This window comes from Paenibacillus sp. MAH-35 (assembly GCF_058135425.1).
Map to the genome: position 1 here is coordinate 131096 of NZ_JBYUPU010000008.1, position 16470 is coordinate 147565.

Annotated in this window: 7 protein-coding genes; 1 reads left to right on the forward strand and 6 read right to left on the reverse strand. The window is 58.3% G+C overall.

From position 1 onward, the window contains the following. Positions 1 to 84: 84 nt before the first annotated feature. From leuD to AC3Y2E_RS11165, 4 genes are all read right to left on the reverse strand, one after another. A complete protein-coding gene (gene leuD / locus AC3Y2E_RS11150; protein WP_379210129.1) occupies positions 85 to 678 on the reverse strand; it encodes a 3-isopropylmalate dehydratase small subunit in 594 nt (197 codons plus the stop codon). Between the two features lie 34 nt (positions 679 to 712). Further along, complete coding sequence (gene leuC / locus AC3Y2E_RS11155) at positions 713 to 2134, reverse strand: 3-isopropylmalate dehydratase large subunit (protein WP_379210131.1); 1422 nt, start codon at positions 2132 to 2134, stop codon at positions 713 to 715. A gap of 825 nt (positions 2135 to 2959) precedes the next feature. Beyond that, positions 2960 to 6157, reverse strand: a complete 3198-nt coding sequence (locus AC3Y2E_RS11160; protein ID WP_379210133.1) for a DUF4838 domain-containing protein — start codon at positions 6155 to 6157, stop codon at positions 2960 to 2962. A gap of 25 nt (positions 6158 to 6182) precedes the next feature. Further along, positions 6183 to 7529: an ABC transporter substrate-binding protein gene (locus AC3Y2E_RS11165; protein WP_379210135.1), complete on the reverse strand. Its 1347-nt coding sequence runs from the start codon at positions 7527 to 7529 to the stop codon at positions 6183 to 6185. Between the two features lie 377 nt (positions 7530 to 7906). Here AC3Y2E_RS11165 and AC3Y2E_RS11170 point away from each other — a divergent pair, with 377 nt between their 5' ends. Further along, positions 7907 to 10831, forward strand: a complete 2925-nt coding sequence (locus tag AC3Y2E_RS11170; protein WP_379210137.1) for a TIM-barrel domain-containing protein — start codon at positions 7907 to 7909, stop codon at positions 10829 to 10831. 108 nt (positions 10832 to 10939) lie between these two features. On the opposite strand, the gene AC3Y2E_RS11175 is transcribed toward AC3Y2E_RS11170, so the two are convergent. Beyond that, positions 10940 to 14749, reverse strand: a complete 3810-nt coding sequence (locus AC3Y2E_RS11175) for a heparinase II/III domain-containing protein (RefSeq protein ID WP_379210140.1) — start codon at positions 14747 to 14749, stop codon at positions 10940 to 10942. Positions 14750 to 14841: 92 nt separating this feature from the next. After that, entirely contained in the window at positions 14842 to 16194 is a 1353-nt protein-coding gene (locus AC3Y2E_RS11180) for an ABC transporter substrate-binding protein (protein ID WP_332071004.1), read from the reverse strand. Between the last annotated feature and the right edge of the window lie 276 nt (positions 16195 to 16470).

Sequence of the window (16470 nt, forward strand, 5' to 3'; positions counted from 1 at the left end):
GGTTCCTGGTAAGGTCCGTACGGGCAGGCTGAATGCCGGATTCAGTTAGTTAGACTAGAAATTTGCTTAAAGCATGACGGCCGATTAGTTCGCGGCGCGCTTCGCCTCGTAAGCGGAGATCAGGTCTTCATGCTGCAAAGTCAGGCCGATATCGTCCAGACCGAGCAGAAGGAATTGACGACGGTGTTCGTCCAGATCGAACGCGATGCTGAGACCTTGTCCGTCCGTAATCGTCTTGTTCTCCAGATCGACGTTCAGCTTGTAGCCGACGTTGGCAGCCGTACGCTGGAACAGATCTTCCACCTGTTCTTCGCTCAGCTTGATCGGCAAAATGCCGTTTTTGAAGCAGTTGTTATAGAAAATATCGGCGAACGACGGAGCGATTACGACTTTGAAGCCGTAGTCCATGATCGCCCATGGAGCATGCTCCCGGGACGATCCGCAGCCGAAGTTGGCGCGGGAGATCAACACCGACGAACCGGCATAACGCTCCTTGTTCAGATCGAAGTTCGGATTCACATTGCCTTGCTCGTCGAAGCGCCATTCGAAGAACAGAAACTGGCCGAAGCCGGTCCGCTCGATCCGCTTCAAAAATTGTTTAGGAATAATTGCGTCCGTATCGACATTAACCCGGTCCACAGGACCTACGAGACCGGTATGCTGTTTAAATGCTTCCATCGGTTACCCTCTCCTTATCGGTTGTCGCCTTGGATCAAACGCCCGCTTCGACTTTGAATTTCCAGTCGCGGACGTCGACGAAACGTCCTTCAATCGCTGCTGCCGCGGCCATCGCCGGCGACACCAGGTGCGTACGTCCGCCGCGGCCTTGGCGGCCTTCGAAGTTCCGGTTGGACGTCGACGCGCAGCGCTCGCCCGGGCTCAGTACGTCCGGATTCATCGCCAGACACATGCTGCAGCCCGCATCGCGCCATTCGAAGCCTGCATCGGAGAAAATTTTGTCCAGACCTTCCTTCTCCGCTTGCAGCTTCACGCGTCCGGACCCCGGTACGACAATCGCATTAACGTGCGAAGCAACCTTGTAGCCTTTGGCGACTTCGGCAGCCGCGCGCAAATCCTCGATCCGGCCGTTCGTGCAGGAACCGATAAAGACGCGGTCCACTTTCAGCTCGGTCATCGGAGTGCCCGGAGTCAGCCCCATATATTCGATCGCTTTTTCAGCGGCTTTGCGATCATTTTCAGTCGTCATGTCTTTCGGGTCCGGGACAAGCGCCGTAACGTCCGTGCCCATACCCGGGCTCGTTCCCCAAGTAACTTGCGGGATCAGCGACTCGGCGTCGAACTCGACAACCGTATCGAACTCAGCGCCTTCATCCGTTACGAGCTTCTTCCACTCTTCCACGGCTGCATCGTACGCTTCGCCTTGCGGCACATAGTCGCGGCCGCGCAAGTAATCGAACGTCGTCTGGTCCGGAGCGATCATCCCTGCTCTCGCACCCGCCTCGATGGACATGTTGCAGACGGTCATCCGCTCTTCCATCGTCAAGCCGCGAATCGCTTCGCCCGTATACTCGATAACGTATCCCGTAGCGAAATCGGTGCCGTATTTGGCGATGATGCCGAGAATAAGGTCTTTCGCGGTAATGCCCGGCTTCAGCTTGCCGACAACGCGAACTTCCATCGTCTTAGGCTTCGACTGCTGCAAGCATTGGGTAGCGAGCACGTGCTCGACTTCGCTCGTTCCGATCCCGAACGCAAGCGCGCCGAAAGCGCCGTGCGTCGAAGTATGGCTGTCGCCGCAAACGATCGTTTTGCCCGGATGAGTCAGACCGACTTCAGGACCCATGACGTGGACGACGCCTTGGTCGACGTGATTCAGGTCGAACAGCATAACGCCGAAATCCGCGCAGTTTTTGGACAGCGTGTCGATCTGCTGCTTGGAGATCGGATCTTTGATATTGAACCGGTCTTTTGTAGGTACGTTATGGTCCATCGTGGCGAATGTCAGGTCCGGACGGCGTACTTTGCGGTTCGCCAGGCGAAGCCCTTCAAACGCTTGAGGCGACGTAACTTCGTGCACCAGGTGAAGGTCGATGTAGATGATACTCGGTTTTCCTTGTTCCTGATAAATAACGTGATTGTCCCAAATTTTCTCGAACAATGTTCTCTTTGCCATAGGATTCACCTCTCCGATCTTTGTTACGATCATACCACGTCGTCCTTCATTGCTCCAAGATATAATTTCTATAGACCCGATAGGCGAAGACTATAACGATGCAACGGCACTTGCGTTGGGACACGGTTTATAAAAAGACGTCCAGAACATGCATCCGGACGCTCGTTTGACGTGCAAGCTCATATGTTGTGCATAAGAGGAACGATTGTCTTGGCTCCAATCGCGCGTTGATGAAATGTATGGAGACCCTCTCGCCTCCAGATTGGGCCCGAAACATCTCTCTAGCGAGAAGGTTGTTGGGGTTGGGGTTGGGGTTGGGGTTGGGGTTGGGGTTGGGGTTGGGGTTGGGGTTGGGGTTGGGGTTGGGGGTTCACCTTCCCCCTCGCCTTTTCCAAAACGGATGCACGCGGGTTCTAAACCATTATAAGGGTCTTTGACACCCCCTATTTTGGGCTTTTTCCATAAAACGAAACGAACTAGGGCGGTCAGCACCCCTTATTTCAGTTAACTCGTGACGGATGCACCCTTTTTGCCGATTTTAGCAGCTTCAAACCGCTCTTATTTCCTCCATTCGTGCAGGTTCGCACAAAATAGAGGCTGCAAACCGCCCCTATCCGTTTCCTTCCCCGGCCTTAAAGCGGGCAGAACATCCAAACGACCGCCATGAAGAACGGCTCGCGACATTCGCTGACTCGGCAAGGAAGATGGCCCTTTCTCCGCTTTACCACAGTGGAGAACTTGAACTTTCCGGTGTGATCTTTCAAAAAAAAGCCCGCCTGCAGTCTCACATGGAAAACTGCGGGCGGGCACTCGCACCAATAAGAGCTATGGTTTGGCCATGCTGTAAAATTCGACGTCGTCGATGTACACTTCGACAGGCTCGATACTGGATACAAGGACGATCAATCGTGCTTGCCGGACCTGCTTACCGCTGAGGATCTGCGGAATTTCTCCGTCCAGACGCGCCTCCAGCCATTGAGATTCCGCATCCGCAAGAGAAGTGACCGGGGAGCGCACCGTGCTGAAGTTGATCCATTCTCCCTGGTCGTCAAGCAGATCGAAGCCCCATTGGATGCTACCGGCCGTGTTCCCGCCCTGCGGAATATGGTAACGGAAGCTCATGCTTGCCAGCCCGGGCTCTACGGCGATTACCTGGCTGGGGCCGCCCCATCCTTTCCCGTACACCTCCATGCTGACTGTACCGGTAAAGGCCGTCCCTTCCGCCCGCCGAACGGAACGGGTCGATGTGGAACGCGACAGCAGCTCCCATGGCGGAGCCGCCTCGTCGCCGTCCTCGAAGGATGGATTCTGCACCGCCGACGGAAGGGACAATGCCTGCAGCATCAGCGCGGCGTACTGTCTGCCCTCGGGCGAAGGATGCGTCGCGGCCAGCTCTGACGCCCGAAGCCGCACCGGCCCGCCGGTATTCTCCTGCTCCCTCATGTAATCGACCAGTGTCCAAAACTCCGGCGCATTCCAACCGGACCAGATGAGCTGATTGAACTTTCTCGCATCCATCTGCTGCAGAAGGGCCGGATTCGACTTGAAATCGTCCAGGAGCGCGAACCGCTTCCCGGCCATCTCGATCCGCTCCCCGAACAGCTCGACCGAATGCTCCAGGAGGGCAAGCGCCGAAGCCGTGTCTGCCGGCCGTTCGCCAATCCGCGGATAGCTCAGAGCGGACGCTTCATAATATTCGAAGGCACGAAGGAGCAGATGGGCCCTGGCCTTCTGCGGCGCCGTTTCCGCAGCGGCGACAACGGCTTCCAACCATTCGCGGCTGTCAGAGATGTCCTCCTCCGTGACCGCGTTCAAATAACCGGGGTCGGCGAAGTTTTGATAGATGGTGCCGGGCAAAAACCACGGCTCGAGGATGGCGCGCTGCGTCCAAAAGTTTTCCCAATGCTCGTAATATACCTTCAGATACGTCGCCGCCGTCACGCCGACCGCCCGCGAATACCATTCCTGCTGCAGCGCCTCGACGTCTTGTTCGGGATTCCAGAGCAGCTTGGACGCCACCCACGCCTTCGGCCCCTCGCCCCAATTCGGATACAGCTCGGCGTAATACGAGCCGATTCCTTGCTCGCGCGCATGCAGGAGCGTTTCCGCCATTTGGTGCGGGTACACGCGGGGAACGAGATACGGGCTGCCGTAAATGTAATCGTAGTAGCCGATCTGGCCGGCCGCCTGCAGCCAGCTTTCCTCTTCCGCGTAGCCGAGAGTTTTGGCGTCCGGATCGACCCAAGCCATCCGGTCCTTGGTTAGAAAAGGAATGACGCGCGGGTTCAGCGGAAACGACGGCGGACGGATGACCGACTGATAGGCGAGAAGACCGAACCATTTGTCGGGGTAGACGGCCAACACCCGCTCCACGACCTGATTGACCCAATTGTAGTAGACCGGGATCGGATCGCTTTCACAGTAACCGTTCCCGTCGTTGATCCCGAGCGAGTACGACTGCGCATCCGGGTTGTTCTGAAAATATGCCAAAATTTCCACGACGGCCGCGTCCACTGTATCCGGATTCGAGAAGCACGGCTGCCATCCGGAGATCGAATTCGCCGCAGGCGGCTGCCCGTTCGGATAAAACTCCGGATGCGTCGCCCCGAATTTGGACACCGCAAACAGGTTGTACATATTGTGATGGAAGCTGACGGGAGCGTTATAAAACCCTTGCAGCTTGTTTTGCTGCGCCCATAGGTGTTGCTGCTGGTACACATCCGCACCGTTGTCCGGCTTCCCGTGCAGCGGACTAAACACCCGGAATCCGAAGGCCGGTTGTTCCCGGACGATGGTCCGTTCCGCCGACAAGTCGCTTATTTGCGGCACATCCTCGCCGTTTGGCCCCGGCATCAGCCAACGAATATCGGCATATCGTTCCAGAAAACTATATACGCCGTTCATCGTCCCCCAGACGGTGGTACCGGCGATCGTAACCGTTTGGCCTTGCGGGTAGATAACGAACCCGTCGCCGTCCAAGTCGGCGAGCAGCGCATCAAGCGCCGGCGCGTTTCCGTAGACGCTATCCGTCGTGCCGATACGAATGACGACTTGGTCTGGCCCGCCGCCCCCGCCAGCCCCGGCACTGTATTCAGGCTCCGTCATGATCGGCAGAAGCGCGCCCGTCGATTTCCGCACGTAGTCGACCAACGTTTCGGCCGGACCCCTCCTGACCGGAGTTAGCGGTTCGAAGCCCGGATTGGCCAGCGGCACATCGTTCCCGATGACCGACCTCAGCCGGATATCGTCAAAATAAACGGTTGCCTGCGGGATACCGGTATAAAGTCCCGCAGCGGCATAAGCGGCCTGTGCGGGCGCTGTCCCCGTTACGGACGCCTCGGTCCAGAAGGCGCCGGTTCCGGTTACCCGGAGCCAGGGCTGGCTGCCGATACGCGCCTTGTTCTGGTCGTAATACCGGATAAAGATTTGCGGATCGTCGCCTGATTCGCGATACACCATCGCAGAGACGGTGTAGGTTTCGCCTCCGCTGATCTCGACAAGATCGCTTAACACCCCGTAGGCGGAGCCGTCGTCATCGTTGAAGTGCAGGCTGTAATTGCCCGTATGGCTGACGGCATCGGTCACGGCAATGTTGCCGGTCCCGTACGCTTGCGTCCACCCGCGAATACCGTTCGGTACCGGTCCGGGGGCCGTCTCGTCCGGATAAACCGTATCGTCGACGACCACAACCGCATTCGCCTGTCCGCCTAACACGATGTCCAGCGAGGATGCTCCTTGGTTCTCCGGCGGGAAGACTGCGGCTATCCGGTCAAGCGCCGGGGGATGCGGCTCTGCGCCGCCGCCATTCGTCCTCTGTTGCTCCCCCAAGTTCAAAGTCGTTCCGTCCCGATTCATTCGCACGCCCCCTTCTGCAGCGAAGGCGGACTCGCCTTCCGCCTGGCGGCTGCCTCCGTAAACCATACCGTTTGCCGGGTAACCGCCGATCGGCAGGCCCGCGGCCAATATTGCCAATATGAGAAGCTTTGCCCACATGCGCCGGGTATTCCGGTTGCCAACATTCACATGGCCTCCCCCTCTACTGTACGGGTTATTGGTTTTTCAGCTCCGCGATTTTTTTGTCCGCCCGCTCCTCGGCTTCCCGGAGCGCCGTATTCGTATCCTTCCGGCCGCCGACGACTTCGTTGAACGCTTGGATCAGCTCAGCCCTTGCCGCAATGTAGTACTTGTCCTTCACATTCATTTCACCGTAGTTGGGCGGAACGAGCGCCTTGGCGTGCTTTCCTTTCAGCTCCGGAATGCCGCTGCCGAGCAAGTCCATATAGTCGGCCTTTTGCAGCGGCGGCGTAAATCCGTTTTTCACCTGATCCCGCTGGATGTCGTCTGAGAGCAGCTGGGTAACCGCCGCAAACGCTTCTTCCCGGTGCTTGCTGCCGTTTGCGATCAAATAATAGCGCGTGCTGGGCTGCGGTCCTTCCTTCGGCGCGTTTTTGAAGGCGGGAAACGGCGAGATCTCCCAGTTCAGATCCCATTTCTCGCTGGCCGCCCGAACGCCGGCATCGTTGATGCCGAGCAAGATCGCCGCCCGCTTTTCCTTCAGGAATAAATCTCTCGACTTGCTTAGGCTCGTCAGCAAGGCGGGGTCCGGAATATCCGGAAGCATGGTGAACAGCGGCACGGTCCGGTCGAACTTTTGTTTCCAGTACTCGCTGTTCAACGTGGCCTTCAAGGTTTTCGCATCCACATATTGGGGTGCACGCTCGTTCATATCAAGCAGCGCGATAATATCTGCGGCGAAGCCGTAATATTGCATGCCGCCGTCGGACCGGGTAAGCTTTTTCGACGTTTCCAATATGTCTTCCCACGTCATCTTGTCGTTCAAATAAGGTACGCCGAACTTGTCGAACAAGTCCTTGTTGTAATACAGCGTATACGAGCTCACTCGGCCGGGGAGTCCGAGCACCTTGCCGCCGGCCAACTGTTTCATCATATCGATCGTGACCGGGATAAACCGGCTCAGATCGTAGTTGTGCTTCTTAATCAGATCGGAAATATCCGAATCGAGACCCACGTCGATGACTTGCTGCAGGTCGGGAGAAGAAATGATAATATCGATCGGCGTTTTTGCCACGACGATATCCCGCAGAGTGGTCCCCGTCCCCGGCAGCATATAGTTGAACTTGAAATTCGGATACTTCTTCTGAATGTACTGCCCCTCCGAGCTCATAAATCCTTCGTAATTGCCGCCAAGCAGCGAATATACGGTCAACTCTACCTCTTTGTTCGGATCGACCGCCTCCGCCGTTTTTCCGGTTTCGCCGGGCGGGACCGGCTCCCCGGCTGCGCCCCCGCCGCCTCCTTCTTTGCCGCAAGCGGCCAACAGCAACATTGCCGACATCGCCGCCGCGCCAAGCCACCTTTTATTCGTTCCTCTCATACTCGACATGCCCCTCTCAACTGCTTATTTGCGGAGCAGGTAGCTCGCAAAGAAATGACAACGTTTTCGCCTGCCCACAGCTTTGATTATAGCGGTCCGCTTTTTTCGCCAACAAGAAATCCTCATGACTTCATATCGGATTTTCGTTACTTATGGACGCAGCGTCTTCCCGCTCTGCCGAATCGTCCATTAAAGGACATCAAAATACCGTTTCGCACCAAAAGTCATGAGAATACCGTCCAAGGTCATGAAGTTCATATGATCCTGGTCCGGTATACGGCAGCAATCCCTGGAGGTCAAAAAAATGTGCTAGAATATAGTAAACTTTAGGCTGGATAGCTCCCGTTTTCTTACGGCGCATCAGAGGAGGCGTTTCTGTGAGCAGCACCCGCGCGGCTGTAGTCGTACAAACCCCGACCGGATTACACTTGCGCATCGAACCGATAGCGCCGCATACGTTTCATGTCCGGATGAATCGGACGGGCCGTTTCGAGGAGCCCGCTCCGCTGGCCCGTCTCGGAGTTGTCGCCCCTTCCCCTTCGCCGGTATGCTGGGAAACGAAAACGCGAGTCGAAGAAATAGACGTGAGCACGGACTCGGCCTCTATCCGGATCAACCGCCGTTCCGGAGAACTGTCGCTGTACGGCGCAGCTGGAACGCTGCTCACCCGGCATAACTGCCCGCCTCGCGTTGGCTGCGGGACGGCCGCCGGTACCGGCGGCGCTGCTGCCGGAACGTCCGAAGACGGCTTCGAAACGCAATTTGCGCTTGCTGCAGAAGAACGCATATACGGGTTGGGCGACCAGCACGATACGCCTCTAATGAAACGGGGCTGCAAAATTTCAATTTGCTTTCATGTCGGCAAGGAGGTGCACGCCCCGATCCCGCTGCTCCTGTCAAGCGAAGGGTGGGGGCTGCTGATGGATACCGACCGCCGGCATGAGTTCGACGTCGGCTGCTCCTCGCCGGATGTTGTGCGGATTCGCGGAAGTCGCGGGGAGCTGGCGTTGTACCTGTTCGCAAGCGACGGGCTTGCCGGATTGCTGCAGACGTACGCGGAGCTGACCGGCCCCGCGGCGCTGCTCCCCGTCTGGGCTTACGGGCTTGCTTACAACTGCAACCAACAGACGACGGCCCGCGATATGCTCGAGGATGCGCTGAAATTCCGGCGGGAAGGCATTCCGTGCGATATGATTGGCCTGGAGCCGACCTGGATGGACCGGCCGTTCGATTACGACGCACCCGTCGATTGGCACCCGGACCGTTTCTACAATCCGCAGTGGCTGCCGCAAGGCGCCCACACGTTTATGGGCGCTTTGCGCACAGCCGGATTCAAACTGACCCTCGGTCTATATTTGCAGGACGACGGCGAAGCGGGGCAGCAGCGCAATTTGCCCGAGGACTGGTACGATTTTTTGAAGCCGTTTGTCGCTCAAGGCGTGCTGGGCTTCAACCTGTGCACCAAAATACCGGTCCGGGAAATGGCGAACGTTCCTGTTGCTGCGGACGACAGTGCTCTCGACGCGGAAAACTTACCGCAGTCAACCTTGGTCGGCCGCTCGATCCGGGAAGGCTTCGCCGCTCAGACCGGACAACGGCCGATGATCTATACGCCTGTCGGTTATACCGGCATTCAGAAATATGCCGCCCTCTGGTCGGGCGGAAGGACGCGTGGCCACTTGTCCGTGCTCGGGCTCGGACTCTCCGGCATCCCGCACATGGCCGTCGATATGGAGCTGCACACCGCCGCGGGCATCCACTTCGGTTTTTTTCAGCCTTGGTCGAAGGTGAACAGCTGGGCGTATTGGCGGCACCCTCTTCTGCTCGACCCGGAGCTGCTGCGGCTGTTCAAGACGTACGCCAGGCTCCGCTACCGGCTGCTGCCGTACATTTATTCCGCGGCTCACGTCGCTTCGCGCACCGGACTGCCGATCGCCAGGGCGATGCCGATCGTCTTTCCCGACGATCCGCACGCCGTCAAGCAGCAAAACCAATACATGTTCGGGGATGCCTTCCTGGTCGCGGTATTTACCGACCGGGTATACTTGCCAGCCGGGGAATGGTACGACTATTGGACCGGGGAAAAGTTCACCGGCCCGGCCGAGATCCCGTACCGCCTCCCCAAGCATGCCGGCGGCCCGCTCTTCGTCCGCGCCGGGGCGATCGTGCCGATGTGGCCGGATATGGGGTATGCAGGGCAGCGGCCGGCCGACCGGCTGGAGCTGCACCTGTACCCGGGCGGCGCCGGCGAATGTACGCTGTATGAGGACGACGGGCTGACGTACGGCTACTTGCGCGGGGAAATGGCTGTGACGAGCATCTTCTGCCGGGACGACGGGCGCGTCTTCAGCGTCGAGATCGGGCTTCGCGCCGGCCGCTATCCCGATATGCCCGAGTGTCGGTCGTGGGACGTCGTCCTTCATACACTTGACAAACCATCGGCCGTCAAGGTCGACGGCCAGTCATGGCGCGAGACGAACGGCTCACACAAGGAACCGCCCTCGGCTTCCTGGTCGTACTACAGAAAAACCGGTACGCTTCGGCTGCACGTTCCCGGTGAAGCGGAACGTCCGGCTTCGCTCCGGCTCGAAATCGTCCGCTCCGACGGCCGCGAAGTTCAGCGGATGTCCGGACGGCAGTGCTCGTCACCCGGACCGAACAGCGACCGTCGAACGGCGGGCGAACTGGAGAAAGATATCGAGGTCGGGCTGGCGACGGGGAGTAAGGCCAAGGCGTTGTCCACGCTCGAACGCTGGTGGGCCGTACGGACGGCCGAATCAGACTCGGCTGAAGACGTGCGGGAGCACTGGCTCGCCATGAACGGCCTGTTCGTCAGAACGGCCGAACGGAAAGGAGGGACGCTTCACGAGATCGCCGGAGGCGACCCTCATCTCCGTACCCGGCTTCAACCGCCCGACAATGCGGAGGATGCCTACAGTTCGCTCGCCTTTATCGCGGCGCGCCTCATCGAATACGGCAAGCGCCGCGGCGATACACACGGCATCGTCCGTCAGGCGACGGACATCATCATGAGCGAGATCGACCAAGAGCTGTCGCTGCAAGCGGTCGCCGACCGGCTCCATCTCAGCTCCTCCTACTTAAGCCGCAAGTTCAAGCATGTTATCGGCCTCGCCTTCTCCGATTATGTGCTTGAAAAAAAGATGAAGCTCGCCAAGGAGCTTCTGCTGGCCGGCTCGACCGTCGCCGCCACCGCGGAGCGTACCGGCTTCAAGGACACCAGCTACTTCATCCGCGTCTTTCGTAAATATTGGGGTGTCACCCCGGGGGAAATGAGGTCTTGAAACATACAAAGCCGCCGGCTATAACCGGCGGCTTCCTGCTTTTTTACCAGTGGCTTGCTGCAGACAAGCCGGGCCCCTTTATCGGGGTGGCTTGCCCTTCCCGGCCCATTACGGCGCTAGACGGTTAACAGAGTCAATCCGTAACGTATGCGTCCCGTTCCATGTTGTCCCCGGGAAGTAATGCAAGCGCGAAGGCCGGTCGGCTGTCAAGGCTTCACTTGTATAATCGAAACCCGGGTCCATGTCGACCGCGATAACGGTTTCGCCCGCCGCTTCGTTGCGGGTAACCCCCGTAATCCGGTAGGCATGCGTCGTCTGATCCGGATGATCGACCACGATGTAATGTCCGGCAACCGATGGCGGTACGATGGCCGGGGTCACGAAACCGTTCGTCTCCCCCGGAAGCTGCGCGCTCAATACGTGATGGATGTCCCCCGAGAAAACGCCTTCGCCGTTTAGCGTCTCGCTTCCTTTTTGCAGCAGCGTGCCGCCTGCAAGGTACATCGCCTTGACGGCGCCGTTCTCCAGCCGGATGAAGCCCATCTTGCCGATCATCGTCAGATCGCCGGCCGTCAGCGGCTGGCCGTCGTTGTCCGGAGAGCTGAGAATAATGTCCGTGATGCTGCCGTACGAAACGGCGACGATCGCTTCTCTAGACTCCGCATCCGAGTGTAACACCTGGACATTCCCGATCTTCGGTACGGCTCCTCCGGCATAAGGCTCGATGACGTGAACGAATTGACTGCTCAGATCCGCGCCTTCTTTGCGCAGCACGAATTTGGGCATCGTATAGGCGACGGCCTGCGCATTCGTATCGGCGCTCAGGCCGGTTACGCGCGTCGCTCTCAGCGAAGGCGCTTCGCCGATAAACAACCGGTTGTCGCCCGCCCCGGCGAAGCCGAACACCTTCATGCCCGCAAGATCGGCATTGCCGCTGCTCGTCGTCATCGTCAGCTCATAGGAACCTCCCGGCACATCGGCGGTTTGGACATCGCGTACGTAAATGTAGCCGTAATACTGGTTGTCGCTCGTTCCGCCGGTGTCGGTCTCCTGGGCAGGGTGAATGATCGTCGGATTGCCTTCCACCAGATACGGACCATACGGCGTAAGCGGCACATCCGCCGTGATCGCGGCATCGCGGTTCGCGTCGCCGTTCAGCGTATACTCGTGCTTCGCGCCCCCGCTAACCCGGAACAGGTCAAGCACGTACCCTTCCCCGCCGACCGCCCCGTCAAACCCGACGAACCACGGCTCCCTGCTGTAATGGTCCAGCCCCGGATAGGCGTTCTCCTGGTTTGCCCGCATCGCCTGCACGTCACCCGAAGCCGACAGCCGGACGAAGGCGGACAACGTCCCTCCCCGCTTGCCGTCGTCCTTGATCGACGCATCCTTGCCGTCCACGACGACCGTATTGTGGCCCAAGGTGGATAACGTCCATTGCCGGTAAAACGTATGCGTGTATCCGATATCCGGAAGCAGCTCCTGGCCTTCCGCATACAAAGCCAGGTTGAGCGGATCTTTATGGTCGTGACCGTATTTCGGCGAGAACGTCATGTACAGCTGCGACTGGGCTGCTCCTTGTCCGCGGATCAGCTTGGCGATGCCCGCCCCCGGCATAAGCAGCGACGAAACGTTTTGCGGCGCCGTCGCCTTTTGGAACGCCCATGTGTCGTTGATCGGATAATAATAACCGTTCGGATAAGCGAGCAAATTCGGTACGTTCAGCAAGGCGCCGAGCTGCGGCACCGATACGGACGGATCGAAGTTGTCGAACCGCTGTCCGGTGATGGAGGATATATATCCGGGAGGGTCCGTCCATCCGGCGGCGTAACCGGTCGTACCGCGCAGGCCGTTGCTCGTCTGATTGTGATAGGACAACGTAATCTCTTTCCAGAATCCGTCCATATAAAATCCGCTCTCGGCAAAATCGGCCATCCGCTTCACCGCTTCATGAATGTATTGCGGCTCCTTCAGCGCTTTGCCAAGCTGGATCAGGCCGATCCAGTTCGAATATTCGATATTATGGTTCAAGGTCGGATACGAGAACACTTCCTTCAGAGACGGAAGCAGCATCCCGTCTACGATTTTGCTGCGGACATCGACTCCGGTTTCGTCGCTCAGCAGCTCGAACGCGTCCGTTTTATCGACCTCGGCGAAAGCGTCGGCGAGCGGCCGCAGAGCGACAAGCTCCTGCAGCGTCCATCGTTCCCAGATGCCGCCGAAATACGGGTAAGGCGGAGCGGCGCTGCCGTCCAGCGGATACTGAATCCAGACCGTATCGTTAATCCGCACCCAGCCGGGATATGCCTGACTGAACCGGTACAGCAGCCTCGCTGCGCCGAGCGGGTCCGCCGCCGCCAGTTCCTTGGTCCGCTTCACCGCATGCTGACGCTGATAATGCCACAAATGGGCGGACAAAAAGTACCGCTTACCCGAGCTGTCCGTATAATACGGATACTCCACCTGCTGGCCCAGCTTGTTCGTTACCGTAAGCGTATCCGTCTCCGGATACTGCTCGTTCGGATAATCGAGCTTCTGCGTATCTGCGGACGTAATCTTCCACGGGTTGGCAGAGCTCCACGTATAGTTCGCCGAGCGGAATCCAAGCTGCGTATTGTGAGGAATGCCGGCGGCGAAAAACCCGACCTTGTCCGGAATCAGCTGCAGCAACTGCTGCACTTCCGCAGACGGCGGCGCGTAGGTGACTGACGTGACGGGAGCGCCCGGCGCCGGAACGCGATACATTTGTTCGCCGGCCTGGATCAGACTGTTGCGGTCGAATGAAAAGTCTGCGAGCTTGACGGCTCCGCTTCCCGGTCGGAAGGCCGTCAACTGCAGCCGGTACTGTCCGTCCTCAAGCGGCGCAGGGTGTGAGAATTCAATCGTATAATCGGACTTGATCTTGCTCAGCGCCGTATCGTCCAGAACCGTTCGTTCACCGGACGGAGTCGTCCAGACGAGACGCAGCTCGGTATGCTTTAATTGAGGAAAGCTAGACTTCTTGAACATCAGCACTTTCTCGCCGAAGCTTTTGAACTTCAGGCGAGGCTGCTGCGTCTGCCACGGCTCCGCCAATCCGGCCGAATCGGGAATCGGTGGTCCGGCGAGATACAGGCTGCCCATTCGTCCTTCATTGGTAATCCCGGCATGGAGGATGAATCCCCGCTGCGCCAGCGGACGGTTGCGGTCGTCGTCGATCAGCGCCGATGTGCGGACCGGCGACCAGGCGCTAGCCGGGTGCGGGGAATCCGGCCCGTAGTAACGGACCGCATTCAGCCGCAATTCGGTTCCCGGCGCAAGCTGCGGGCTGCCCAGCGCACTCCACGGAATCGTCATTTCCGCCGTCCAGCTGCCGTCCGGCTGCTTCGCGACGACCGGCGCGACCTTTTGAGTTAACACGAGGTTGACGAACGTTTGCCGGCTGTCCTGCGGGTCCTGACCGGTCCAGTTGTTGAAGTTGATCGAGACGGGATGCGAGTCGGTCGTGATGTTGACGGGAATCATGTAGTACTTATACTCGTCATCCGGCGCGCCCAGCAGCACAAATACCCGTTCCGCCTGCGGCGCCGCATCATAGCCGAGCGGGCTTTGCAGCGCAATATACAAGTTTCCGGCATCATAAACGGCTTTCATGATCGTATCGCGCTCCACCGGCTGCACGTCGTAAAACGTGCGGAACTGGCCCATCCCGGGCGCTCCCGCCCATGCGGCTTCGTTCAGCAGCCCGTCGGCCGCAATCGCCCCGCCGCCGAGCGGCAAGGCAATCCCGAAGCGGTCATCCAGCAGCTCCACCTCCGGATAGGCGTCCGGATCGGGAACCTGATTGGCGGCATACAGGCCGGGCACAACGGCGGCTAGCAGCACGATCAGGAACAAGATCGACCAAATCGTCTTAGCGTCGCGAATAAGCTTCATCATCGTATCACTCCTTCAACTATGGATGATCCGGTCGGCTCCTGCTGTCACTTCCGCAGCGATGGCCGCTGCCGGCGTTTCGCTGCGGAAGAAGGCTACTTGTTCTTCAGTTCCTCGATCTTTTTGTTCGCGCGCTCCTCCGCTTCGCGAAGCGCCGTATTGACGTCCTTCTGGCCGGAGGCCGCCTGGTTGAACGAGGCGATCAGCTCCGCCCTTGCGGCGATATAATATTGATCCTTCACATTCATTTCCCCGTAGTTCGGCGGAACGAGCGCTTTTACATTTTTCCCCTTCAGCTCGGGAATGCCGCTGCCGAGCGAGTCGATGTAACCGATCTTTTGCAAGGGAGGCGTTGCCGCCGCCGCAACCAGTTCCTTCTGAATGTCGTCGGATACGAAATGAGTGATAGCCGCAAAAGCTTCTTCCCGGTGCTTGCTGCCCGAAGAGATCAAATAGTAGCGGGTGCTCGGCTGAGGCCCTTCTTTCGGCGATCCTTTAAAGGCGGGAAATGGCGCAATATCCCAGTTCATATCCCACTTCTCGGCGACCGCCCTGGTGCCGGCGTCGTTGACGCCGATCACGATCGCCACATTTTTGTCCTTGGTAAACATCGATCTCGATTGGGTCAGATTCGTCAGCTTGGGCACAAGCGTTTTGTCAGAGACGATGTCGTAGAGCGGAAGCGTCCGGTCGAAGATCCGCTTCCAATAATCGGTGTTGAGCGTCGCCTTGACCGTCTTCGGATCGACGTATTGCGGAGCGCGCTCATTCATGTCCAGAAGCGAGATAATATCTCCAGCGAAGCCGATGTACTGCACGCCCCCCTCAACCCGGGTGAGCCGTCTGGCCGTCTCCAGAATATCTTCCCACGTCATCTTGTCATTCAGATACGGCACGCCGAACTTATCGAACAGATCCTTGTTGTAATACAGCGTGTACGAGCTTACCCGGACGGGGAGACCGGGCACCTTGCCCCCGGCGATCTGCTTCATCATGTCGATCGTAACCGGGATGAAGCGGTTCAGGTCATAGTTGTATTTCCCGACCAGATCGGAAATGTCCGACAGGAGCCCGACGTCGATGATCGGCTGCAGGTCCGGGGTCGAGATAATAATATCGATCGGCGTCTTGGACGTAACGACATCGTTCAGCGAGGTGCCGGGCCCGGGTGCGATAAATTTGAATTTGAAATTCGGATATTTCCGCTGGATATACTTTCCTTCCGACTCCATAAATCCTTCGTAATTGCCGCTTAGCATCGAATAAACCGTCAATTCCGCCTCTTTGTTCGGATCGACCGGCTCCGCCTTGACACTGCCGGGAGCTTTCGTCCCTTCCGGCGTTTTCTCCGGCTGCGCGGCGTCTCCTCCGCTTTTGCCGCATGCGGCCAAAAGCAGAAAAGCCGCTGCCGCCGTCGTACCAATCCACGCTTTGTTCCTATTTCTCATTTCGGCTTCGCCCCTCTCAGGTTACTGTTGGTTGGAACGGGCGTGTTCCGCATATCCCGTCATATCGGGAAGTTTTGCCGCTTGGTAACGTTTTCACCCGTTCGTTGCTTCCGATTATACGGACTGCCCGTAAGCCCAACAAGAAAGCTTTATGACTTCGGATAGTAATTTGATTGCCTCTCGGCGCCTTCTGCACCCGAATTTGCCAAATCCGGACGACAAGGTCATGAGAATACCATTACATGTCATCAGACTTGCTTATCCCGGGCCGGGTTC

What these genes read in the sequence shown, in the direction of transcription:
- AC3Y2E_RS11165 (WP_379210135.1), bottom strand. Translation starts at nt 7,529, where the DNA reads ATGAGAGGAACGAATAAAAGGTGGCTTGGCGCGGCGGCGATGTCGGCA.
- AC3Y2E_RS11175 (WP_379210140.1), bottom strand. Translation starts at nt 14,749, where the DNA reads ATGATGAAGCTTATTCGCGACGCTAAGACGATTTGGTCGATCTTGTTC.
- leuC (WP_379210131.1), bottom strand. Translation starts at nt 2,134, where the DNA reads ATGGCAAAGAGAACATTGTTCGAGAAAATTTGGGACAATCACGTTATT.
- leuD (WP_379210129.1), bottom strand. Translation starts at nt 678, where the DNA reads ATGGAAGCATTTAAACAGCATACCGGTCTCGTAGGTCCTGTGGACCGG.
- AC3Y2E_RS11180 (WP_332071004.1), bottom strand. Translation starts at nt 16,194, where the DNA reads ATGAGAAATAGGAACAAAGCGTGGATTGGTACGACGGCGGCAGCGGCT.